Raw genomic sequence first — 22357 nt, forward strand, 5'->3', positions numbered from 1 at the left:
TCGCTTGTCCCGAAATCCAGGGATATCAAGGGGATGCGCAGCACGGATCAAGTGCTCCGTTGTTCCTCGCAACAGCCGACTGCAGTCAAGGCCCGGCGCCATGTGGTGTCCAGGGCTTCATGAAACCATTCCTTGAAACGGAGCTATCAAAATGACCAGATTTGCCTGGAAATCGACGGGAGCCATTGCGCTCACTCTGTCTCTTCTTGGCGGCACCGCTGCCTTTGCCGCCCCGGTTACCGACGCCACGGTCGCCTTCTTGATGCCCGACCAGGCCTCGACGCGCTACGAGCAGCACGACTATCCCGGCTTCGTCGCCGAGATGAAAAAACTCTGCCCCGGCTGCAAGGTGATCTACCAGAACGCCGATGCCGACGCCTCGCGCCAGCAGCAGCAGTTCAACTCGGTAATCTCGCAGGGCGCCAAGGCGATCGTGCTTGACCCTGTCGACTCGACCGCCGCCGCCTCGCTGGTCAAGCTGGCGCAGAGCCAGGGCGTCAAGGTCATCGCCTATGATCGCCCGATCCCGACTGCACCTGCCGACTTCTACGTCTCGTTCAACAATGAAGGCATCGGCAAGGCCATTGCCGACTCGCTCGTCGAACACCTCAAGGCGCTGAAGGTCGACCCGGCCAGCGGCGGCCTGCTGCAGATCAACGGCTCGCCGACCGACGCGGCCGCAGGGCTGATCAAGAAGGGCATCCATTCCAGCCTCGACAACAGCGGCTACAAGATCCTTGCCGAATACGACACGCCGGAATGGGCGCCGCCGAAGGCGCAGCAATGGGCAAGCGGCCAGATCACCCGCTTCTCCACGCAGATCGTCGGCGTCGTTGCGGCCAATGACGGCACCGGTGGTGGCGCCATCGCCGCTTTCAAGGCCGCCGGTGTCGATCCGGTGCCGCCGGTGACCGGCAACGACGCGACGATCGCCGCACTGCAGCTGATCATCGCCGGCGATCAGTACAACACCATCTCCAAGCCGAGCGAGATCGTTGCGGCGGCTGCCGCCAACGTCGCCGTCCAGCTTCTGTCGGGCGAGACGCCGAAGGCCGAAATGACCCTCTACGACACTCCTTCGCAGCTGTTCACGCCGGCGGTGGTGACGCAGGAAAACCTAAAGGCCGAGATCATCGACAAGAAGATCAACACCGCCGAAGAGCTTTGCGTCGACCGCTACGCCGAAGGTTGCAAGAAGCTCGGCATTACAAAGTGACAATGCAGGTCGCCCAAAAGTGCGCAGCGGTTTTGGGATAACGACATGCATAAAAGGATGACCTAGAATCCTGATCCTGCTTTCCGGCCGCCCTTGCGGTGGCCGGAAGTTCGCAGTCACTCTTGACCGCCCATCCGGAAAGGTTTGCCACCATGTCTGACATCTCTGACGGACCGGTTTCGGCAGGCGAGCTGGTGCTCAGCCTGCGCGGCATCTCGAAGAATTTCGGCGCCGTTTCGGCGCTCACCGATATCGATCTCGATGTCCATGCCGGCGAGGTGGTGGCGCTGGTCGGCGACAATGGCGCCGGCAAGTCGACGCTGGTCAAGATTCTGGCCGGCGTCCACCAGCCGAGCTCGGGCACCATCAATTTCCGCGGCAGGCAAGTGACGATGCCCGACCCGAGCGCCGCGCTGACGCTCGGCATCGCCACCGTCTTCCAGGATCTCGCACTGTGCGAAAACCTCGACGTCGTCGCCAACATCTTTCTCGGCAAGGAGATCAACCCGCTGCGGCTGGACGAGGTGGCGATGGAAATTCGCGCCTGGACGCTGCTCAACGAATTGTCGGCGCGTATTCCAAGCGTCCGCGAGGCGGTCGCCTCGCTGTCCGGCGGCCAGCGCCAGACCGTGGCGATCGCCCGCTCGCTGCTGCTCGACCCCAAGGTCATCCTCCTCGACGAGCCGACCGCCGCTCTTGGCGTCGCCCAGACGGCGGAAGTGCTGAACCTCATCGACCGGGTGCGCGAGCGTGGGCTCGGCGTGCTGATGATTAGTCACAATATGGAGGACGTGCGCGCCGTCGCCGACCGCATAGTCGTGCTCAGGCTCGGCCGCAACAACGGCGTCTTCGAACCCGACGCCTCGAACCAGGAACTGGTCAGCGCCATCACCGGCGCCGCCAACAATGCAGTGTCGCGCCGCGCCGAACGGCGCAAGGCCGCCGAACAAGCGAACAATCAGGAGCAGCGGCCATGAGCGCGGAGCCCAAGCAGGACACCTCCTCGTCGACGGCCCTCGACCGCAGCGACGTGCGCGTCAAGCACCAGGCCGGCGTTGGTGGCGCCATCAGCGCCTTCTTCGACCGCGTCCGCTCCGGCGACCTCGGCTCGTTGCCGGTCATCGTCGGCCTGGTCATCATCTGGAGCGTGTTCACCGCCCTCAATCCGGTCTTCGTCTCGTCGAGCAATCTGGTCAATCTCCTGTTCGACTGCTCGACCGTCGGCGTCATCGCGCTCGGCATCGTCTGTGTGCTGATGGTCGGTGAGATCGACCTGTCGGTCGGCTCGATCAGCGGCTTTGCCTCGGCCATGGTAGGCACGCTGTGGGTCAACCAGGGCTGGCCGGTGGCGCTCGCCATCCTCGCCGCAATTGCCGTCGGCGGTTTCATCGGCGCGCTCTATGCCTTGCTGTTCAACCGGCTCGGCATGCCAAGCTTCGTCTCGACGCTCGCCGGCCTGCTCGCCGTGCTCGGCCTGCAGCTGTATATTCTGGGCTCCACCGGCTCGATCAATCTGCCCTATGGCTCGAACCTGGTGAATTTCGGCCAGTTGCTGGTCATGCCGGACTGGCTGTCCTATGCACTGGCGGCATTGCCCGGCATCGTCATGCTGATCAGCGGCCTGCGCACCGTCAGCCGCCGCCGGGCCGTCAATTTGTCGGCGCCGTCTGTCGGCGGCCTCATCGTGCGCGTCGCCGCCCTGACCATCCTGCTCGAACTGATCGTCGGCTATCTCAACCAGGCGCGCGGCATACCGTGGATGTTCGGCCTGTTCGTCGGCCTGGTGGTGGCGATGAACTATGCGCTGACCCGCACCCAATGGGGCCGCTCGATGACCGCCGTCGGCGGCAACCGCGAAGCGGCGCGCCGCGCCGGCATCAAGGTGCGCTCGATCTACCTCAGCGCCTTCGTCATGTGCTCGATGTTCGCCGCCCTTGGCGGCGTGCTGTCGGCGGCGCGGCTGGCCTCTGCCAGCCAGCAGGCCGGCACCGGCGACGTCAACCTCAACGCCATTGCGGCGGCGGTCATAGGCGGCACCAGCCTGTTTGGCGGCCGTGGCAGCGCCTATTCCGCGCTGCTCGGGATCATCGTCATCCAGTCGATCGCCAGCGGGCTGACCTTGCTCGATCTGTCATCGTCGCTTCGCTACATGATCACCGGCGCCGTTCTGGCAATTGCGGTCATCGTCGACTCCCTGGCACGCCGCTCGCGGGTTTCCCACGGCCGCGCCTGAACGCAACCGCAATCGATACGAGGATAGAATGGCTCAGGATTTGAGTGGAAAGGTCGCGGCGATCACCGGCGCCGCGTCGGGCATAGGCCTGGAATGCGCGAGAGCGCTGATTGCCGCCGGCGTTCGCGTTGTGCTCGTCGACCGCGCCGCCGACGCGCTGAAAAGCGTCTGCACCGAACTCGGTCCCAACGCGATCCCGCTGGTGATCGATCTGATGGAGCCGGCCAGCGTCGCGACGATGATGCCGCAAATCCTGGACAAGGCCGGCCAGCTCGATATCTTCCACGCCAATGCCGGCGCCTATGTCGGAGGCCCGGTGCTCGAAGGCGACCCCGATGTGTGGGACCGCATGCTGAACCTCAACATCAATGCGGTCTTTCGTTCCATCCACGCCGTGCTGCCGCATATGGTCGAACGCAAGACCGGCGACATCATCGTCACGTCTTCGATCGCCGGACTGGTGCCCGTGGTCTGGGAGCCGATCTACACAGCGTCGAAACACGCCGTGCAGGCCTTCGTCCATACGGTGCGCCGCCAGGTCGCCCCGCACGGCCTGCGCGTCGGCGCGGTGCAGCCGGGGCCGGTGGTGACAGCGCTGATCAGCGACTGGCCGAAGGACAAGCTTGAGGATGAACTGGCCAAGGGCGGCCTGATTCAACCGGTCGAGGTCGCCGAAGCCGTGCTGTTCATGCTGACTAGGCCACGGAACGTCACCATCCGGGACCTGGTGATCCTGCCGCAGAGCAATGATTTGTGAGGCAGTAGGCATTAGGCAGTAGGGAATGGGGAGAGGCTCTTGCAACTGGCCGTTCACTGCTGACCATCTCGCCTACTGCCTACTGCCTACTGCCTAACTTCTGAGGTTCCCCATGTCCCACTTCCTCGGCATCGACGTCGGCACTGGCAGTGCCAGGGCGGGGGTGTTCGACAGCAAGGGCACCATGCTTGCCTCGGCGAAGCGCGACATCGCTCTGTTCATCGAGCCCGGCGAAATCGCCGAACAGTCGAGCGAGGACATCTGGCGCGCGGTTTGCGCCAGCGTGCGCGAGGCGGTGACGGAGTCGGGGCTTGCCGGCCGCGACATTGCCGGCATCGGCTTCGACGCCACCTGTTCGCTGGTCGTGGTCGGCAAGGACGGTGCGCCGCTGGCGGTCGGCGGCTCCGGCGACAGCCAGCGCAACATCATCGTCTGGATGGATCACCGCGCGCTCGACCAGGCGCAGCGCATCAATGCCGGCAAGCACGCCGTGCTCGACTATGTCGGCGGCACCATCTCGCCGGAGATGGAAACGCCAAAGCTGTTGTGGCTGCGCGAAAACCTGCCCGACACCTTCGATGCAGCCGAGCACTTCTTCGACCTCACCGACTATCTGACCTGGCGCTCAACCGGCAGCCTGGCGCGCTCGATCTGCACGCTGACCTGCAAATGGACCTATCTCGGTCATGAGCGGCGCTGGGACGATGCCTATTTCCGTGCCATCGGCCTCGGCGCGCTCGCCGATGAAGGCTTTGCCCGCATCGGCACCGAAATCGTCGAGGGTGGCACGGCACTTGCCCAAGGCCTCACTGTGGCCGCCGCGGCCGATCTCGGCCTGCTGCCGGGAACGCCGGTTGCGGCCGGCCTGATCGATGCCCATGCCGGCGGCGTCGGCACGGTTGGCGGGCAGGGCTCGGTCGGCACCTTGCAGTCGCGCATGGCCTATGTGTTCGGCACTTCGGCCTGCACCATGGCCAGCACCAGCAAGCCGGCCTTCGTGCCCGGCGTCTGGGGCCCGTATTTTTCCTCGATGGTGCCGGGGCTTTGGCTCAATGAAGGCGGGCAATCGGCGGCGGGTGCTGCAATCGACCACCTCGTCGCTTTCCATCCGGCCACGGCTGAGGCATCCGCAAAAGCCAAGGCGGAAGGTCTCGGCCTGACCGCTTGGCTTGGTCAGCAGGCGGCGAAACAGTCCGCCGACCTGTCCGCAGTAGCGCACCTAGCCGATGGACTGCATGTCGTGCCGGAATTCCTCGGCAACCGCTCGCCCTTCGCCGATCCTGAGTCCAAGGCCCTGATCGCCGGGCTTGGCATGGACACGTCCCTCGACAGTCTGGTCGCGCTCTATGTCGCCGGCCTGCTGGGCATCGGCTACGGCGTTCGCCAGATCCTGGCGGCGATGGCCAAAAAAGGCATTCCCATCGACACTATCGTCGTCAGCGGCGGTGCGGCGCAAAGCGAGCTGGTACGTCAGCTTTTGGCCGACACCACAGGCCTGACCGTCGCCGGTTCGACCTCGCCCGAACCGGTGCTGCTCGGCTCAGCCATATTGGCTGCGGTGGCGGCGCAAAAATTTCCCGATGTGATCGCGGCGATGACCGGCATGTCGCGCATCGGCGACATCTATCGCCCGGCCGGTGGCGACCTCGTGCCCTGGCACGACAAGCGCTTCGCCGCCTTCGAATTGCTGCAGCAGGCAGGCCGCGCCATCCGCGATTGAACGGCTTAGCTCACGTCCAGAAATAGCGGACGATGTGGAAGAACACCGGTGCGGCGAAGACCAGGCTGTCGGCGCGGTCCATCATGCCGCCGTGACCCTCGATCAGGTGACCCCAGTCCTTGACGCCCTGGTCGCGCTTGATCGCCGACGCCACCAGCCCGCCGAGGAACCCCATCAGGCAGGCGATGAAGGCGACGCCTGCCGCCGCGAGCGGCGAGAACGGCGTCAGGAACGACAGCAGCGCGCCGAGCAGGCTCGATGACACCAGCCCGCCGATCAGCCCTTCCCAAGTCTTTGATGGCGAAACGGACGGCGACAAAAAATGCCGGCCGAACAGCTTGCCGAAAATGTATTGCAGCACGTCGCTGCCTTGCACGGTGATGATCAGGAAGGCGATGAGCAGGAGGTTGCGGCCCTCGAAACCGGGCACGTTGAGCGTCAGCAGCGCCGGCACATGGCTGACGCAGTAGACCGAGATCATGACCGCCCATTGCTGCGCGGACACGCGCTCGAGGAAGCGCTCGGTGTCGCCGTTGAGCGCGGTGATCGCCGGCATCAAGAGGAAGCAGTAGACGGGGATGAAGATGGTGAACAGCCCGTACCAGGCGGTCCACACCAGCCAGTACTGGAAGGGAATGATGATGCCGAACATGCCGAGCAGCACCCAGTGGTCGCTGCGCCGGCTGTGCGTCAGCGTCACGAACTCGCGCAGCGCGGCAAACGAGATCAGCGCAAACAGGATGGTCATGCCGGTGCGGCCGAAGAAGAAGGCGACGGTGATCGCCAGCACCATCACCCACCAGGCGTTGATGCGCTGGTTCAAGTTGACGAGCGTCGAGGGCAGCGGCTTCGGCGCCCGCCATGAGAGGATACCGGCAACGATGCTCGCCATGGTGAGCACGCAGATCAGGCCGGCCAGCAGGATGACGGTTTCATGCATTGGCGGCAGTGTCATACGAAGTCTCTTTGCCTGGTCATGCTAGTGGTCCCGATCGGGACGCGGGTTGAGCGACAGCAGCGTCTGGCGCGCGCGCTCGAGGAAGGTGCGGCGTTCTTCGCCGGGCGCGATCGCCACCGGCGGACCAAAGACGACGCGGCACAAAAGCGGCACCGGTAGGAACTGGCCCTTGGGCAGCACGCGCGACATGTTCTCGATCCAGCACGGGATGAGTTCGACATCCGGCCGCGCCATCGACAGATTGTAGAGGCCGGAGCGGAACGGCAGCAGATCCGCCTCCGTCGTGTTGCGAGTGCCTTCGGGAAACAGGATCAGCGAGTGGCCGTCGTCGAGCACCGACAGCATGATCGAGATCGGGTGTTGCGTTTCGTCGGTCCACTGCCGGTGGATGAGCACGGACGACAGCATGTCCTGCGCGATGAAGCGGCGCAGCCGCGACTTGCCCCAATATTCGGCCGCCGCGATCGCATGGGTGCGGGCGCGCACCTTCTCGCTCAGACAAGCCGACAGCAGGATGAAATCACCATGGCTGGCATGGTTGGCGAAGTAGATGCGCTGCCGCTCCGACGGCTGGCTGCCGTTCCAGATTGGTCTGACGCCGGTTACCACCCAGGCCGCCGCCGACAGGCCGACCGACGTCACCGTCTGCAGCAAGGTGAAGGTGTTGGCGCGCAGGTGAAGTTTTGTCATGGCTCAAACAAATGCTGCGAAAAGGGATGCCGCAGCAAACATGGCGAGCGCCATGCGCTGCCTTGTCAGCAGGCGGCGCGTGCCTGCCATGCGATGGTCGAGCGAGCGGCCGCCGGCAGTGGTGGATTTCAGGCGCATGCGCGCCAGCACATCGTCGACCGCGGCACCCCCGGCGGCCTCGCTGGCGTGGCTTGCCATCAGCCGGAACAGCAGCGCATCGAACAAAAGCAAGGCCGAAAGAGCCAGCGTGGCCACGGCGCTCGCCGCCGTGACCAGCCAGGCCGCCGCGGACAGCGCTGTCGTCTGCGGCCCGGCCACCAGGCCGATGACCGGCGCTGCCATCACAGCCGCCACCACGAGCAGGATCGGCCACACCGCCTGCACCATCAGTCCGGCGGCNGCGAGCGTCCGGTCACAACCAGCCAGTCGGCGACGACGGCTGCACTGCGCTGGAAGCCGAGCGCGCAGCAGACCAGGACGGTGCCGCGCCGGCGCGCCAGCTCGATCGCCGCCACCGCTCGCTCCAGCCTGTCGTGAGGCGGCGCCACGAGGTCGAGCATCGCGTAGCTGATCCAGCGGCAGGTCACGCCGCGCGGCCGTTCCATCTCGCCGGCAAGGTCGATCACTGTGCCGAAGCGGTTGGCCTCGTCGGCACTCGGAAACCGGCCGAGGAAAACACCGTCGGTGATCTCCGCTTGCGGCGCCAGTTGGCGGGTCCATACCCACACATTGATCCGGGCGCCAAGCCGGTAGGGCAGGAGCAGGATACGGTTGGCCAGTGAGACGCTACCATCGGCTGCCTTCTGGAACACTTTGGCGCCGGCCCCAGCATAGCCGAAGGCGACGATGGCCAGCGCCAATGCCGGCCACAACAGGATGAGAAAATCGGCGGAGACCAACGCGCCCTCGGCAGCGCCGGCCAGGGCAAGGGCCGCCCCCAGCCCGTAATAACCCGCCAGCCGCCGCGCCCTTGGGTCGGCGGTCAACCGAAAACCCCAGAATGGCAGCTCGCCCTTGGACGGAAACAGCCACAGCGCAAACAGGCCGAGCAGGGCGCCGGTCGGAATGTCGATGAAATGATGCTGCCAGGTCGTCAGCACCGAGGCGCCGATGAGAAAACACCAGACGTGCCAGACCGGGCGGAGAATGCCGCCGAGACGGTGACGTGCCAGAACGTGACGCCAATGGTCCCAGATGATCACCAGGAGTGCGATGTGCAGGGATGGCGCCTGGTTGAACGGCTTGTCGAAACCACCGAGCACTGCAAACAGGAAACCCGGCAGGCCGGTGGTTTCCGGCCGCACGAATGTCGCCGTCAGCGGGAACGCGATGAAGCAGGCGACGGCAATGATCTGCGCCGAGAGATAACGGCCGGCGAGCCGGTTGACACCGCGCCTGGTCGTGTTGAGCAGCAGCGATAGGCCGTAGAACAGATTGATCGACCAATAGGGCACGATCGTCCAGGCGACGAAAGGGATGGCGTGTTCCCAGGCAAACATGATGCTGCCGACATGGTCGCGCCGCGACGCCAGCCAGTTGGCAAAGCCATAGGTCGAATAGAAGAACGGCGCCAGCAGCGCCAGCCAAAGGGCGGCCCTCAGCACGATGCCCAAATAGGGTTCCCGCGCCGGGGCAGGGTCAGTGACAGGCAGGGCCATGGTCTCAGACGCGCCGTGCGACCGAGACGGTGAAGATGCCCCATTGGTCGATGCGCTGGTCGATCTTTTCGAAACCGGCAGCCGTCACCAACTGGTCCATCTCGCCCTGCGTGCGCCGCCGCATCACCCAGGCCTGGCCGCCGCGATGCGAGGTCAGGCTGCGCGCGATCATCTCCAGCTGCGGATGCCATGGCTGGTTGGTGTAGACGAGCAGGCTGCCGGACTGCATGGCGCTGGCCAGCCCGCCGAGCGAGCGGGAAATCATCGTGTTGTCGGCGAACAATTCGTAAAGCCCGGAGACGATGGCGAGGTCCGGCGCCGGCTTTTGCCCGGCCAGCATGTCGGCATCGAAGGCGTCGGCCTGGTGGAAGCTGACGCTGGTCGGCAGACGCCGCTCGGCGATCAGCTTCGAACCCAACCCGACATTGAGCTCGGAATAATCCTGCAGCCGCACGCTTGCTGGTGGTTCAGTGCATTTGGCGACGGCATCGAGCACATAGCGGCCGTGACCGGCGGCGATGTCGAGCATGTGGACGGGACGGCCGGCTGCCTTCAGGCTGGCGGCGGCGTTGCCGATCAGCTCTTCCAGATGCAGCTTGCGCTGGCGGATGCCGCGCCAGCCGATGGCGTCGAGGAAGGTGCGGTCGATCATGCGGCCGATGAAGCCGATGCCGCGCGCGTCGTTCTCGTAGACATAGTCGAGCGTCGAGCCGGAATCGAAGCCGGTGGCGATGCCAATCTTCATGCCCGAAGACAGCCAGGCGCCGATGCCGATCGAGGCGCGGCTTATCGCCCAGTAGATACCCTTTGGCGACAGCAGCGCCAGCGGCGAGGCCAGCCTCTCGGCCTCGTCGCGGGTGTAGCCGGCGCGGTCGGCCTGAAGCAAGTCGATGGTTTTCTCCGGCGTGGCAAATTGCTTTTCGAGGAATGGCCGGATCAGGTCCAGCGCCTGCTTGCGATCGCGCTCGCCCAGCGTGTCGTGGAAGAAGCCGGGCAGCACATGCCGCTCCTTGGCGCTGCTGCCGAGATTGACGAAGAACTCGTGCTGCGGTCCATGCCGCACCACCCAATCGCTGCCAGAGATCAAGAGCTGCGTCGGCACGGTGATGGCGCGCGCGTCCGAGACGATGCGGGCAGCGTGGTCGTAAAGCTCGACCAGGATGTTGGAGGCGATCGGTCGCGTGATCAGCGGATCGGCGTCGAAGGAAGCGATGCGCTCGGCATCATGCGTCAGGAACTTCGCCTTGACGTAGGAATTGACGAAGAAGCGGCCCTTGAGCTTCTGCCACAGCGCAATGCCCTCCTTGGCGAAGGGCACGTAGAGCTTGACCGAAAAGGCCGGTGAAGCCACCACCAGCGCGCGGATGTCGGGCGCATAGTCATGCACCCAGGCAGCGGCCAGCACGGCGCCGAACGACTGCGCGATCAGCGCGATGTCGCGCTGGCCAAAACCATCCCGGCCGATCTCCCGCACCAGGCAGTCGATGTCACGAACCAGGGCGGCAAAGGATGGCGCATAGCCGCGCTCACCGGCCGAGCGGCCATTGCCGCGCGCGTCCCAGGCGTAGAAGGCATGGTCGGGCATGGCGAGTTCGTCGACCAGATGCGCCATGCGGCCGCCATGCTCGTGGCCGCGATGGAACAGAAGGATCGCACCCTTTGGCGTCGACCCGGCGGCCGGCCAGTAGCGGTAGAAGATCTCGGTGCCGTCATGGCTCTTGAACGTGCGCTCCAGCGCGATGCGCTCGAGGCTTGCCGGTGCTCCGGCTGCAATGGTCTGGTGGATCATGGTTTCCCTCTGGCGGTCGGGCGCCTGACGCTTTGGCATCATGCGCCGCCCGCTCTAAGGCCGCCGCGTATCCGGTTGATGGCGGTTACGACTGACAGTGTAGCCATGACCGGAAACACAAAGGGCACAATCGCTTGGAACCACAGGCCGCAGGCGATGAGGAAGGCGATGACGCCGAGCGCCAGGGCCCGGTCGCTCTTGCCGAACGGCCCGGCATAGTTGCGCCCGCTGCCTGCGGCAACGCCAAGCACGCCGGCGAACTCGACCAGCATGGCGGTAATAGCGAAGGCGACGACACCCCAGGCCGGGAACAAGGTGGCAAAGGCCAGGATCAGCGCCAGGTCCGAGACGACGTCGCAGAGTTCGTTGAGATACATGCCGAGTTTTGATGCTTGTCCATGTTCCCTGGCCAGCATCCCGTCAACGGCGTTGAGCGCCATGCGCACAAACAGCACCACCGGCATCAACAGGAACACCAGGGGACGGAAGGCAAAGGCAGTGACCACCAGGCCTGTGGCGATGGACAGTGCTGCGGCGAGAAGCGTGATCTGGTTGGCGGTGACGCCGGCATCGGCCAGCCGGTCGGCCAACGGCCGCAGCCTGGCCTGAAAGGCCGGTTTCAGTTGATAAAGCGTTGGCATGTGCGATCCCCCAACCGCGGCTCATGACAGTGTCGGCCAGATTGGTCAATCGGCAGGCAGGGCGCAAGGGCTCGCACCAGCATCCGCACCGTTGCGGGACTCGAAACTCCCGGCATGGATGCAGAGGCGCAGCCGAAGATCTCGGCCAAGCAGGATGTTGCGCGCTACAAACCGCCTCGCAAATGATAACTTTACAAATACTCATATTTATGTGAAGTAAATCACTGAAAGGTCGATCATGACAAACAGTCGCTTCGCCACCCGCCTGAATTCCTTCGCCTCGCGGCCGCAAGCCGAATGGCCTGATCTCACCGGCAAGCCGTCCATGCTGCAGATGGCCACTCGCGCGGCCAAGGTCGACGGGTTGACCGATCTTGATCTTAATTTCCCCGATCATGTCAGTGAAAAGCCGGCTGAAATCGCCCGAAAGCTCGGCGATTTCGGGCTTTCCATCAATGGCTTTGCCATGCGTTACTACTCCAATCCGGCCTTCAAGCTCGGCGCCTTCACCAATCCGGACCCGGCGGTGCGCCGCGAAGCCATCGACTTGACCAAGGCCGGTATCGATGCGGTGCGCGCGGCCGGCGCCAGTCTGATGACGCTGTGGCTGGGCCAGGATGGCTTCGACTATGCATTTCAAACTGACTATGCGACGCTCTGGCAGCACGAAATCGAGGGGATTCGTGAAGTTGCCGCGCATGATCCCGGCTGCCAGATCAGCCTGGAGTACAAGCCTAACGAACCGCGCTCCTACTCGCTGATGCCGGATGCGGCGACCACCTTGCTGGCGATCCGCGAGGTCGGCCTACCCAATCTCGGCGTCACGCTCGATTTCGCCCATGTGCTCTATGCCGACGAACAGCCGGCCTTCGCCGCGGCGCTGATCGCTCGCCACAGCAAGCTGCTCGGCGTCCATCTCAACGATGGCTATGCCAAGCGCGACGACGGCCTGATGGTCGGCGCGGTGCACACGCTGCAGACCATCGAACTGCTGTGCCAGATCCGTCGCGACGGCTACGCCGGCGCCATCTACTTCGACACTTTCCCCGACATGACCGGGCTCGATCCGGTGCGCGAATGCGAAGTCAACATCGCCACCGTCAAGCGCCTGTTGCGCGTTGTCGACCGGCTGGAGAAGGATAACCGCCTGTCCGCCGCGATGGCCAGCCAGGACGCCGTGACGTCGCAGGCTATCGTCCAGGAAGCCATGCTCGGGCCGGAGACGAGGGGACGTGGATGACGTTGAGCAATCTCGATCTGAAAGCCGTAGGGCCGCGCATCCGCATGATGATGCCGCATCTCACCCCGCTTGAGGCCAAGGTGGTGGAAACCGTCTTCGGCCGGCGCGGTTTCGACGAGACCATTCCGCTCAAGCAGATCGCCGAGGAGGCCGGCGTGTCGGAGGCGATGGTGGTCAAGATCGCCAAGAAACTCGGCTTCTCCGGCTACCGCGACTTCCGCACCGCCGTCTATGAATACAGCCGCCTCCCGACCGCCGAGATGCACCAGGAACTGTCGGTCGACGACAGCTCGGCCGAGATCGTGCAGAAAGTGTTCCGCACCTCGATCCAGGCGCTGGAGGAGACGCTCGCGATCCTCGACATGGACGATTTCGACCGTGCCGCCGATCTGCTCTACCGCGCCAGGAACCGCGACTTTTACGGCGTTGGCGGGTCCGCCCAGATCGCCCGTGACGTCTCGCACAAATTCCTGCGCATCGGCATCCGCGCGTCTGTCTATGACGACTCGCATATGATGCTGATGTCGGCCTCGCTGCTCGGCGCCGACGACATCGCCGTCGGCTTTTCGCATTCCGGCAATACGTCGGCCGTCATCGACGCCATCCATCTAGCCCGCAAGAGCGGCGCCCGCACGCTGGCCATCACCAACTACGACAACTCGCCGCTGGCGCAGATTGCCGACATCGTGCTGTGCTCGACGGCACAGGGGTCGCCGCTGATGGGCGAGAACGCGGCGGCGCGCATCGCGCAGCTCAACATTCTCGACGCGCTGTTCGTGGCGGTGGCGCAGCGCGACTACCAGGCGGCGGAGCGCAATCTCGGCCGCACCATGTCGGCGGTCACCTCGAAGCGAAAAGACCGGGGCACATGACGGTTCCGCTGGTCACCGTCTTCGGCAGCCTGCATTACGACATCATGGTCGACGCGCCCGACCGTCCGCGCAAGGGGGAGACGGTGACCGGCCGTGCCTGGCAGCCGAAATGCGGCGGCAAGGGCGGCAACCAGGCGGTCTCGGCGGCACGCGCCGGCGTGCGTGCGGCGATGATCGGCGCCGTCGGCGACGACGATTTCGGCACGGCGCTGCTGGCCAATCTCGATCGCACCGGCGTCGATCGCCGCTTCGTGCGCGTGGCGGCCGGCGCAGGCTCCGGCATGAGCGTGGCGATCTTCGACAGCGATGGCGACTATGGTGCGGTGATCGTCTCCGGCAGCAATCTCATCCTGGGCGGTGATGACATCGCGGCTGCGGGCGAGGTGGTGGTACAGACGGCAGTGCTGTTGCTGCAGAACGAAGTGCCCGATGCCGCCAACATCGCTGCCGCGCGCGCGGTGAAGGCATCCGGCGGCCGCGTCGTGCTCAACGCCGCACCGGCGCGAACACTGTCGGCCGAATTGACCGCGCTGACAGACATCGTCATCGTCAACGCCATCGAAGCGGAATTTTTGGCCGGCGTTCCGGTCGATACGCTCGCCGGCGCAACCGAAGCCGCACGGCGGCTTATCGATGCCTACCCCTCGGCGATTGTCACCGCCGGCGGTGAGGGGGTCGCCTATTGCGACCGGACGGGCGCGGCCTTCGCGCTGGGCGCCATTCCGGTAAAAGTCGTCAGCACCCATGGCGCCGGCGACGAATTCGTCGGCGCCTTCGCGGCAGGCCTTGCGCGTGGCCATCCGATAGAAGCGGCGATTGCCACGGCCAATGCCGCCGCCGCCTTGGTGGTGGCGACACCGGAGGGAGAGCGCAGCTCGCGTTGAAAACTCAGGCCGCATATTGCCGCCTCCAAAACCCGTGCCCCCGTCGATGAGCGAAACGGCAAACCGGGCGCGGCGAGAACCTGCTTGGCTTTGCCCTGACGGAGGCGCGGGACCAAGCTGCGTGGTCGAAAGTAGGGAGCTTCAGTCCGCTTCGCCGGCCGAACCTTTGCCGCACTGCGCCAGCACCTTACCGATCGCAGCGCTCGAGCCCGTCAGCGGAAAGCTGTTCTCGCCATATTTGTCGGCCGTAACCGTGACGTCGCCCTTGCCGCGCAACAGGCCGAGCAGTGGATCGTCTTTGCTCAGCTCAGCCGTGAAGTAATTATACATGGCCTCGAGGTCGAGCTTTTTGGTCACGCTCTTGTCACCGCCCTTGAAGGTGAAGGAAGCGCTGATGCCGGGCTCCAGCTGCTGGCCGGCCCCACCCAGATCGTAGCTCAGCACCGGCTTGTCGAAACAGACGAGCATCAGATGCGCATCGGCCTTCGGTCCGCCGCACACCGAAGCCGTCAGCACGCTGCCGCCTTCGTCTTCTTCCATCTTGGCGCTCCAGTTGCAGGACGCGGCAAAAGCCGGCTGCGCGGCTTGCAGCGCGGCCAGAACGGAACCTGCCATCATGAACTTCGCCAATGCACTTTGCATGATCACCTCCCAAGCTTCCTTCAACGAGATCATACAGGACAAAAGGCCTGGTGATAGCGGCATATGCCGTCTTAGCCCCCGGCGCGCCCCATTGATCAAGCCTTTGAGACCGGCCTTGACGTCCAGGGCGGCTCCGGCGCGAAGCGCTTGCCGATCCACTCGGCGAAGGCGCGTGTCTTGGCGGCTTGTCCCTTGGCCGAGGGCATGACGACATAGGCCGCGCCTTCGTCGGCCAGCGTCCAGTCCGCCAGCACCGGCACCAGCCGTCCGTCGGCGAGTTCGCGTCCGACCAGCCAGTCGGTGCTCATCATCAGGCCGAGGCCCTGCACCGCGGCTTCGACCAGCACCTCTGCATCGTCGCACACCATCGGCCCCGAGACGTCGACGTTGACGCGGCGTCCCGAACTGTCGGTCATCTCCCAGGTTGGAAAGGTCTGGAAGCCGGAGAAGCCGAGGCAGGCGTGTTCTGTGAGCGCTTCCGGCGCTTCCGGCGTGCCCCGGCGGGCGAGGTAGGAGGGAGCAGCGCACAGCAACCGCCGCCGTGTCGCGATCTTGCGCGCCACCAGGCGCGAGTCCTCCAGCGCGCCGAGACGGACGGCGACATCGAAGTTCTCTGCAACGAGATCGACGAACCGGTTGGAGAACTCGGCCTCGATGCGGACATCCGGGAACGTCGCTAGAAATTGCGGCAACAGCGGCCCGATCCACATACGGCCAAAGGTTCCCGGCAGCGCCAGCCGCAGCAAGCCCCGCGCCGCCCCGCTGGCATGCGCGGAAGCAGCTGCCTCGGCTTCGTCTACCGAGGCCAGGATGGCGCGGACGCGTACCAGGAACTCCGCTCCGGCCTCCGTCAACGAGACGCTTCGGGTGGTCCGGTGCAGCAGCCGCACGCCGAGCCGCTCCTCCAGCGATTGCAGGCGGCGTGACAGAACCGTCGAGTCGCGCCCGACGCGCAACGCTGCCTTGGTGAAGGAGCGCGCTTCCGTGATGGCCGCAAAGGCGGCCATTTCGGCAAGGCTGGCGGGGTCGTGTGATTGCTGCATAAAGCACAGGATTCAAATGTAAAAATTCCAGATTATCTGCTTGTAGCGCAGCAGATAGCTTCACTCAATCCTGACGATTGACCCCTTAAACAGGAATGCGTGAGCCATGAAAGCCATCGAACTGACCGCCGCCAAGCTGGACGCCTTTCGCGCCACCACCATTGCCACGCCTGAACCGCAGCGCGGCGAAGTGCTGATCCGCCAGCGCGCCGCGAGCCTGAATTTCGTCGATGTGGCGGTGGCCAGCGGCAATTATCGCGTGCCCGGCTTTCCGCTCATTCCCGTCGCCGACGGCGCCGGCGAGATCGTCGCGCTGGGGGAGGGCGTTACGGATTTCGCCGTCGGCGATCGCGTCGTTGCCCATGCCAAGCCGCGCTGGATCGGCGGTCCGCCCCGGCCTAACGAGATGACGCAGATGCGCGGAATTTCGCTGCCGGGGTCGCTCGCCGAATATGTCGCGCTGCCGGCCAACTCGCTCGTGCCGGTACCGGCTCGTCTCTCCTTCGAGGCGGCGTCGACCCTGCCGATCGCCGCGACCACCGCCTGGAACGCCGTCCGCGCCGCCGATGTCGGGCCGGGCTCGGTCGTCGTGCTGCTCGGCACCGGCGGCGTCTCCATCTTCACCCTTCAGCTGGCGAAAGCCGCCGGCGCAACCGTCATCATCACTTCTTCGTCGGACGAGAAGCTGGAGCGNGTCGGACGAGAAGCTGGAGCGGGCGAAGGCACTCGGCGCCGATCATCTCATCAACTACCGCGCAACGCCCGACTGGGACGGCAAGGTGCTGGAACTGACCGGCGGCCTCGGCGCCGACCTCGTCGTCGAGACCGCCGGCACCGCCACCTTCGCCCGCGCCGTCAACGCCACCGCGCCTGGCGGCACGCTGTTCACCATCGGTTTCGTCACCGGCGCCGAGGCCACGGTCGACCTGCTGCCGATCATCATCAAGGCACTGAAGGTGATCGGCAACAACACCGGGTCGGTATCTGACCTTCGCGCCGCCGTCCGCGCCATCGCCGCCGCCCGCATCGACCCGGTCGTCGACAAGGTGTTCAGCCAGGAGCAGGCGGCCGAAGCCTACGCGCACATGGCGGCAGGCGGGCAGCATTTCGGCAAGCTTGCGTTCAAGCTCGACTGGTAACCGAGGCGCGCGAGCTGCCAATCTCCCCCCTTGAGGGGGAGATGCCCGGCAGGGCAGAGGGGGTCGGTCCGACCGGGCTCGACCTACTGCGGCGGAAGGAGGTTGGCGCTCTACGAGAGGCGACCCCCTCTGTCGCCTTCGGCGACATCTCCCCCTCAAGGGGGGAGATTACGCACGCCGCTTCCTAGATCAACTTCTCCAGCGTGATCGGCAAATCCCGCACTCTTTTTCCCGTCGCATGGAACACCGCACTGGCGATCGCTGGCGCTACGCCGACGATGGCCAGTTCGCCGACACCCTTGCCGCCGAGCACCGAAGAGTGCAGGTCGGGAATGCCGACCGAGATGACCTCGATATCGGGGATGTCGGCATTGGTCGGCACCAGATAGTCGCCGAGATTGTTGTTGACGATGCGGCCATGCCTGCGGTCGACAATGCCTTCTTCCAGCAGCGCCTGGCCGATGCCCATGATGATGCCGCCCTTCCACTGGCTTTCGGCCAGCTTGGGGTTGTAGAGCCGGCCCGAATCCAGCGCCGATACCACGCGCGACACGCGCACCGTGCCGAAATCCTCGTCGACGCGCACCTCGATGAAATGCGCGCACCAGGAGTGGCGCGAGTAATCGCCCTCGGTGTGCGGCAGCGCCGCCGCGATGGTGGTGTAGTTCTTGTAGCGATCCTCGGCGGTCGAGTTCGCCGGCATGGTGTCGCCGGTGGCCTCGATGCGGTCGCGGCCGACGCTGGCCAGCAGGTCGGCGATCGAGACATCGGGACCATCGCCGCGCGGCGACCTGATGCGGCCATTGGCGACGACCAGCGTGTTGGCCTGGAGCGCGTGGAAGGGCGAGCGCGGATCGCTGATCGCCAGTCCGACAAGCTGATCGAGCGCCGATGTCGCCGCCTTGTAGACCGCGCCCGTCATCACGCCGGCCAGCCGCGACCCGCCGGCCACGCCGGCGCGGGGATACCGGGAATCGCCGAGCTTCACGACGACATGGTCGGCCGCCACGCCGACCGTTTCGGCCGCCGTCTGCGCCAGGATCGTGTACGTGCCTTGGCCCATGTCGATCGAGGAGCTTTCGACCTCGACCGAGCCGTTGGCAAGGATACGCACGATGGCCTCGCCATAAGCGCGCCGCACCGGATAGGTGCCGGCGGCGACGCCCCAGCCGATCAGCTGGTTGCCGTCGCGCATCGAACGCGGTTTGGACGTGCGCTGGGCCCAGCCGAAGCGTTCGGCGCCAGCCGCGAAAGCCTCGCGCAACTGCCGCGTCGACCAAGCCTTTTTTGCGTGCGGATCCTGCTCGGCGTAATTCCTCAGCCGGATCTCCAGCGGATCGATGCCGACCTCGTAGGCGAGCTCGTCAATGGCGCTTTCGATGCCGAAGGCGCTAGGGTTTTCGCCCGGCGCGCGCATGGCGCCGGGCACCACCGAATTCACCCGCACGACATTCTGCTTCGAGGAGAAGTTGGGCGTCGCATACATGATCGAGGTGACGACGCCCAACGGCTCGACCCACATTCCGTCTATGGATGTTTCGTTGACGCCGCGATGCACGATCGACTGGATCTTTCCGTCACGGTCGGCGCCGATCGTCACCGTCTGGCGGGTCGCGGCGCGGCCGCCATAGCCGGTAAAAGTCTGCGGCCGCGTCATCACGACCCGCACCGGACGTCCCAGCATCTTGGCTGCGGCAGCAGCCACCGCGCCATGGCCGAGCGCCAGCGCCTTGGAGCCGAAGCCGCCGCCAATATAGGGCGAGACCAGCCGCACATTCTCGAACGGCACGCCGAACCATTCGGCATAGGTGCGGGCCATGCCGTCGAGCCACTGGCTCGGTTCCCACACGGTGAGCTTGTCGCCCTCCCAGCGGGCGATGAGGCCATGCGGCTCCATCGGCGCCTGGTATTCGCGCGGCGTGTTATAGGCGCCGCAGACGCGCACCGGGGCAGCGGCGAAAGCGGCCTGCGCATCGCCCCATTCCTTGGTCATGGCGGCGATCGGAATGCCGTCGCCCGCCTTGGCGTCGCTGAGGTCGACGATGGCCGGCGTCTCGTCATAGCTGACCTTGACCAGGGCTGCGGCCGCAACGGCCTGCTCGAAGGTCTCCGCGATGACCGCGGCGACATGCTGGCCCGAAAAGGTGATATCGCGCGCCAGCGGGCAGTAGGGCTTGTCCGGCGGCGGTGTGCCGAACCAGTCCGATGCAGTCTTCAGCGGCATGATGGTGTCCGGCGTCAGCACCTTGAGCACACCAGGTGCCGCCTCGGCGGCTGACGTGTCGATCGAGCGCACCTTGCCTGATGCGATCGTGCTTTCGACCAGGACGCCGTAGGTTAGCCCGTCGAGCTGCTGCTCGACGGCATATTTTGCCGCACCGGTAATCTTGGCCGGGCCGTCGACGCGCGACAGCCGCCCGCCAACCTGATCGGCAGTGCCGTCCGAAGCGTCGCCGTGCCGTGTCCTGGGGTCGTGAATGGTCATGCCATGGCTCCCGTCTTGAGGATGGCGCGGGCGACGACGCGCGGCGCCAGTTCGATCTTGTAGTGGTTGGCGCCGTGGCCGATGGCCCCTTCCACGGCGAGCAAGCTGGCTGCCCGCACCCTGTCTTCGCTGAGCACCTTGCCCTTCAACGCCGCTTCCACGGCGTGCGCCCGCCACGGCTTCGTCGCGACGCCGCCCAGCGCGACGCGCAGGTCGCGAATGGTGCGGCCATCGGCTTCGAAGTCGATGCCGACTGCGGCACTTGCAGCCGCGAACTCATACGACTGCCGGTCGCGGATCTTGAGATAGGTCGAACGCCGGGCCGTGCCGGAAGCCGGTATGCTGATGGCGGTGATCATCTCGCCCGGTTGGATGGCATGTTCCCTGTCGGGCGTGGCGCCGGGCAGGAGAAAGAAGTCGTCGACGGCAACCTGGCGTTCGCCAAGATGAACCACGGCATCGAAGGCGACCAGCGCGGTGGCGAGGTCACCGGGATACATGGCGATGCAGGCGTCGCTGGTGCCGAGCACGGCATGGCCGCGGGTGACGCCGCCGATCGCCGAGCAGCCGGTGCCGGGCGAGCGCTTGTTGCAGGCGGAAAAATTCGCGGGATCGCGGAAATAGGGGCAGCGCGTGCGCTGCATCAGATTGCCGCCGATGGTCGCCATGTTGCGCAGTTGCGCGGAAGCCGCTTGCCACAGCGCTTCGGAGACCGCGGGAAAGCGGGTCTTGATCTCGGCATGGTCGGCGACGTGGCTCATCTTGGCCAGCGCGCCGATCATGGCACTGTCAGCGTCGACCTTGATGGCGTCGAGCCCTTTGAGATGGGTGATGTCGACCAGGCTGTCGGGTTCGGCCACGCCGCATTTGGCGAGATCGACCAGCGTCGTGCCACCGGCAAGCAGCATGGCCCCAGGCAGGGCGGCTGCCTGTCGTGCCGCATCGATGCTATCGGCGCGAACGTAGGAAAAATCCCTCATGACGCGACCTCCAGTGCCGCCTGGCGCACGGCGGCAACGATGTGCGGATAGGCGCCGCAGCGGCACAGATTGCCGGCCATGTATTCGCGGATCTCGTCATCCGAGCCGGCATGGCCCTCGCGGATGCAGGCGACCGCCGACATGATCTGTCCCGGCGTGCAGTAGCCGCACTGGAAAGCATCCTGGTCGAGGAAAGCAGCCTGAACCGCGTTGAGCGTGCCGTCATCGCCGGCCAATCCTTCGATGGTGGTGATCTCGCGGCCTTCGACCTGTGCTGCAAGCGTCAGGCAGGACAGCACGCGCTGTCCCTCGACATGCACCGTGCAGGCGCCGCACTGGCCCTGGTCGCAACCCTTCTTGGTGCCGGTCAGGTCGAGGCGATCACGCAAGGCGTCAAGCAGCGTGACGCGCGGCTCGACCTGCAGTTCGTGACTGTGTCCGTTGATGGTGAGACGGATTGGGATAGTGGTGGATTTGGTTTGGTCGGTCATGAGGCGTCTGGCTCCAGTTGCTTGACGCTAGGGGATTGAAATGGGCTCGAGTGGGAGAGGACAAGGGAAGAGGCGACGGTGCGCCTAATCTCCCCCACGAGTGGGGAGATTGGCAGCTCTGCCGCCCCAACTCTCCAGCGGGCAGGGATGCTTCAGTCTTCACAATCTCAACACGTGACATACCGGCTCCCCTGATTATATGATAAGACTGCTCCACTAAAACGGAGGCGCCTCCGTTTATCTAGTTGGGGACTTACCCCTTTGGGTTCAAGCCCCCATATATCGACAGTGGAGAAAAAATTGACCGAGCAGTCGCAAGCAATTGCCGACGAGAAGCGCGAAGCCGCAGCGCCAAGGCCGCTGCGCGCCGATGCGCAGCGCAACCGCGACCGGCTGGTCGAGGTTGCGGCAGCGGCCTTTGCCGAGCACGGTGTCGATGCCTCGCTGGAGGAGATCGCGCGCCAGGCCGGCGTCGGCATCGGCACGCTCTACCGGCATTTCCCAACCCGCGAGCATCTGGTCGAAGTGGTCTACCGGCGTGAAGTCGAGGCGCTCTGTGCGGCGGCCGATGACCTCGCCAGCCACCATTCGGCCGACATGGCGCTGGAACAGTGGATGCAGCGCTTCGTCGACTACATCGCCACCAAGCGCGGCCTGGCGGCCAGCCTGCGCATCCTGTTCAACACCAATTCCGCCGTGTTCTCCGACATGTCGGGCCGGGTGTCGCTGGCCTTGCGGCAACTGGTCGAGGCGGCGGTGGCCGAAGGCTCGATCCGCAGCGACGTCGACGCCTCCGATGTGCTGCACGCACTCGGCGGCATCTACTCGGCCCCCGACACCAAGGACTGGCGCGACCGCTCGCGCCGGCTGGTCAAGCTGCTGATGGACGGGCTGCGGTTCGGGGCAGGGAAGAGGTGAC

The 22357-nt window shown here is 65.3% G+C and carries 21 protein-coding genes and 1 pseudogene; 11 read left to right on the forward strand and 11 right to left on the reverse strand.

Annotation, left to right across the window (positions count from 1 at the left end; genetic code table 11):
• The first annotated feature begins 151 nt into the window (after nt 1-151).
• The 5 genes from X726_RS143425 to X726_RS143405 all read left to right on the forward strand — a co-directional run bounded on the left by X726_RS143425 (nt 152) and on the right by X726_RS143405 (nt 5926).
• On the forward strand, nt 152-1216 hold the full coding sequence (locus X726_RS143425) for a sugar ABC transporter substrate-binding protein (RefSeq protein ID WP_023672498.1): 1065 nt from the start codon (nt 152-154) through the stop codon (nt 1214-1216).
• 152 nt (nt 1217-1368) lie between these two features.
• A complete protein-coding gene (locus X726_RS143420; RefSeq protein ID WP_023715131.1) occupies nt 1369-2193 on the forward strand; it encodes an ATP-binding cassette domain-containing protein in 825 nt (274 codons plus the stop codon).
• A complete protein-coding gene (locus tag X726_RS143415; protein WP_023672500.1) occupies nt 2190-3449 on the forward strand; it encodes an ABC transporter permease in 1260 nt (419 codons plus the stop codon). The genes X726_RS143420 and X726_RS143415 overlap by 4 nt, the downstream gene beginning before the upstream one ends.
• Nucleotides 3450-3477: 28 nt before the next feature.
• On the forward strand, nt 3478-4206 hold the full coding sequence (locus X726_RS143410; protein WP_023672501.1) for an SDR family oxidoreductase: 729 nt from the start codon (nt 3478-3480) through the stop codon (nt 4204-4206).
• A gap of 112 nt (nt 4207-4318) precedes the next feature.
• Nucleotides 4319-5926 (forward strand): FGGY-family carbohydrate kinase, encoded by a 1608-nt coding sequence (locus tag X726_RS143405; protein WP_023672502.1) that lies wholly within the window; start codon nt 4319-4321, stop codon nt 5924-5926.
• Nucleotides 5927-5936: 10 nt separating this feature from the next.
• Here X726_RS143405 and X726_RS143400 read toward each other — a convergent pair whose 3' ends face one another.
• The 6 genes from X726_RS143400 to X726_RS143375 form a co-directional block, all read right to left on the reverse strand.
• Nucleotides 5937-6866 carry a phosphatidate cytidylyltransferase gene (locus X726_RS143400; RefSeq protein WP_031201228.1) on the reverse strand — a complete coding sequence of 310 codons (930 nt, stop codon included), beginning with the start codon at nt 6864-6866 and terminating at the stop codon, nt 5937-5939.
• A 39-nt stretch (nt 6867-6905) separates the two neighbouring features.
• Complete coding sequence (locus X726_RS143395; RefSeq protein WP_023672504.1) at nt 6906-7574, reverse strand: lysophospholipid acyltransferase family protein; 669 nt, start codon at nt 7572-7574, stop codon at nt 6906-6908.
• 3 nt (nt 7575-7577) lie between these two features.
• Complete coding sequence (locus tag X726_RS143390) at nt 7578-7961, reverse strand: hypothetical protein (protein WP_023672505.1); 384 nt, start codon at nt 7959-7961, stop codon at nt 7578-7580.
• Complete coding sequence (locus X726_RS143385; protein WP_023672506.1) at nt 7961-9232, reverse strand: phosphatase PAP2/dual specificity phosphatase family protein; 1272 nt, start codon at nt 9230-9232, stop codon at nt 7961-7963. Before X726_RS143385 ends, X726_RS143390 begins: the two co-directional genes overlap by 1 nt.
• Nucleotides 9233-9236: 4 nt before the next feature.
• Nucleotides 9237-11021 (reverse strand): bifunctional alpha/beta hydrolase/class I SAM-dependent methyltransferase, encoded by a 1785-nt coding sequence (locus X726_RS143380; RefSeq protein ID WP_023805591.1) that lies wholly within the window; start codon nt 11019-11021, stop codon nt 9237-9239.
• 38 nt (nt 11022-11059) lie between these two features.
• On the reverse strand, nt 11060-11662 hold the full coding sequence (locus tag X726_RS143375; protein ID WP_023672508.1) for a CDP-alcohol phosphatidyltransferase family protein: 603 nt from the start codon (nt 11660-11662) through the stop codon (nt 11060-11062).
• 238 nt (nt 11663-11900) lie between these two features.
• Here X726_RS143375 and X726_RS143370 point away from each other — a divergent pair, with 238 nt between their 5' ends.
• Genes X726_RS143370 through X726_RS143360 form a run of 3 tightly spaced genes read left to right on the forward strand, consistent with a single transcriptional unit; the run spans nt 11901 to nt 14658 of the window.
• Nucleotides 11901-12902, forward strand: coding sequence for a sugar phosphate isomerase/epimerase family protein (locus tag X726_RS143370; protein ID WP_023672509.1), 1002 nt, complete (start codon nt 11901-11903; stop codon nt 12900-12902).
• Nucleotides 12899-13774: a MurR/RpiR family transcriptional regulator gene (locus tag X726_RS143365; RefSeq protein ID WP_023672510.1), complete on the forward strand. Its 876-nt coding sequence runs from the start codon at nt 12899-12901 to the stop codon at nt 13772-13774. Before X726_RS143370 ends, X726_RS143365 begins: the two co-directional genes overlap by 4 nt.
• Nucleotides 13771-14658 (forward strand): ribokinase, encoded by an 888-nt coding sequence (locus X726_RS143360; RefSeq protein ID WP_023672511.1) that lies wholly within the window; start codon nt 13771-13773, stop codon nt 14656-14658. Before X726_RS143365 ends, X726_RS143360 begins: the two co-directional genes overlap by 4 nt.
• Nucleotides 14659-14799: 141 nt before the next feature.
• Here the strand turns inward: X726_RS143360 and X726_RS0136265 are convergent, their stop codons facing one another.
• Entirely contained in the window at nt 14800-15300 is a 501-nt protein-coding gene (locus tag X726_RS0136265; protein WP_245272159.1) for a hypothetical protein, read from the reverse strand.
• 95 nt (nt 15301-15395) lie between these two features.
• Complete coding sequence (locus X726_RS143355) at nt 15396-16343, reverse strand: LysR family transcriptional regulator (RefSeq protein WP_023672513.1); 948 nt, start codon at nt 16341-16343, stop codon at nt 15396-15398.
• A gap of 106 nt (nt 16344-16449) precedes the next feature.
• On the opposite strand from X726_RS143355, the pseudogene X726_RS1000000171970 reads away from it, so the two are divergent.
• Together X726_RS1000000171970 and X726_RS1000000171975 are read left to right on the forward strand one after the other, a co-directional pair.
• Nucleotides 16450-16770, forward strand: a pseudogene (locus X726_RS1000000171970) (alcohol dehydrogenase catalytic domain-containing protein); the annotation flags it as partial.
• A 139-nt stretch (nt 16771-16909) separates the two neighbouring features.
• The gene (locus tag X726_RS1000000171975; RefSeq protein ID WP_245272160.1) at nt 16910-17482 is read left to right on the forward strand and encodes a zinc-binding dehydrogenase; all 573 of its coding nucleotides are present in this window, start codon (nt 16910-16912) and stop codon (nt 17480-17482) included.
• Nucleotides 17483-17666: 184 nt separating this feature from the next.
• Here X726_RS1000000171975 and X726_RS143350 read toward each other — a convergent pair whose 3' ends face one another.
• From X726_RS143350 to X726_RS143340, 3 genes are read right to left on the reverse strand one after another with little or no spacing between them, the layout of a single operon-like run.
• Nucleotides 17667-19967, reverse strand: a complete 2301-nt coding sequence (locus X726_RS143350; RefSeq protein WP_023672517.1) for a xanthine dehydrogenase family protein molybdopterin-binding subunit — start codon at nt 19965-19967, stop codon at nt 17667-17669.
• Entirely contained in the window at nt 19964-20947 is a 984-nt protein-coding gene (locus tag X726_RS143345; RefSeq protein ID WP_023672518.1) for a xanthine dehydrogenase family protein subunit M, read from the reverse strand. The genes X726_RS143350 and X726_RS143345 overlap by 4 nt, the downstream gene beginning before the upstream one ends.
• Nucleotides 20944-21438 carry a (2Fe-2S)-binding protein gene (locus tag X726_RS143340; protein WP_023672519.1) on the reverse strand — a complete coding sequence of 165 codons (495 nt, stop codon included), beginning with the start codon at nt 21436-21438 and terminating at the stop codon, nt 20944-20946. The genes X726_RS143345 and X726_RS143340 overlap by 4 nt, the downstream gene beginning before the upstream one ends.
• A 300-nt stretch (nt 21439-21738) precedes the next feature.
• On the opposite strand from X726_RS143340, the gene X726_RS143335 reads away from it, so the two are divergent.
• Nucleotides 21739-22356, forward strand: a complete 618-nt coding sequence (locus X726_RS143335) for a TetR/AcrR family transcriptional regulator (RefSeq protein ID WP_023709407.1) — start codon at nt 21739-21741, stop codon at nt 22354-22356.
• The last annotated feature ends 1 nt before the right edge of the window (nt 22357 follow it).

It is taken from the genome of Mesorhizobium sp. LSJC285A00 (assembly GCF_000503155.1).
GTDB lineage: Bacteria > Pseudomonadota > Alphaproteobacteria > Rhizobiales > Rhizobiaceae > Mesorhizobium.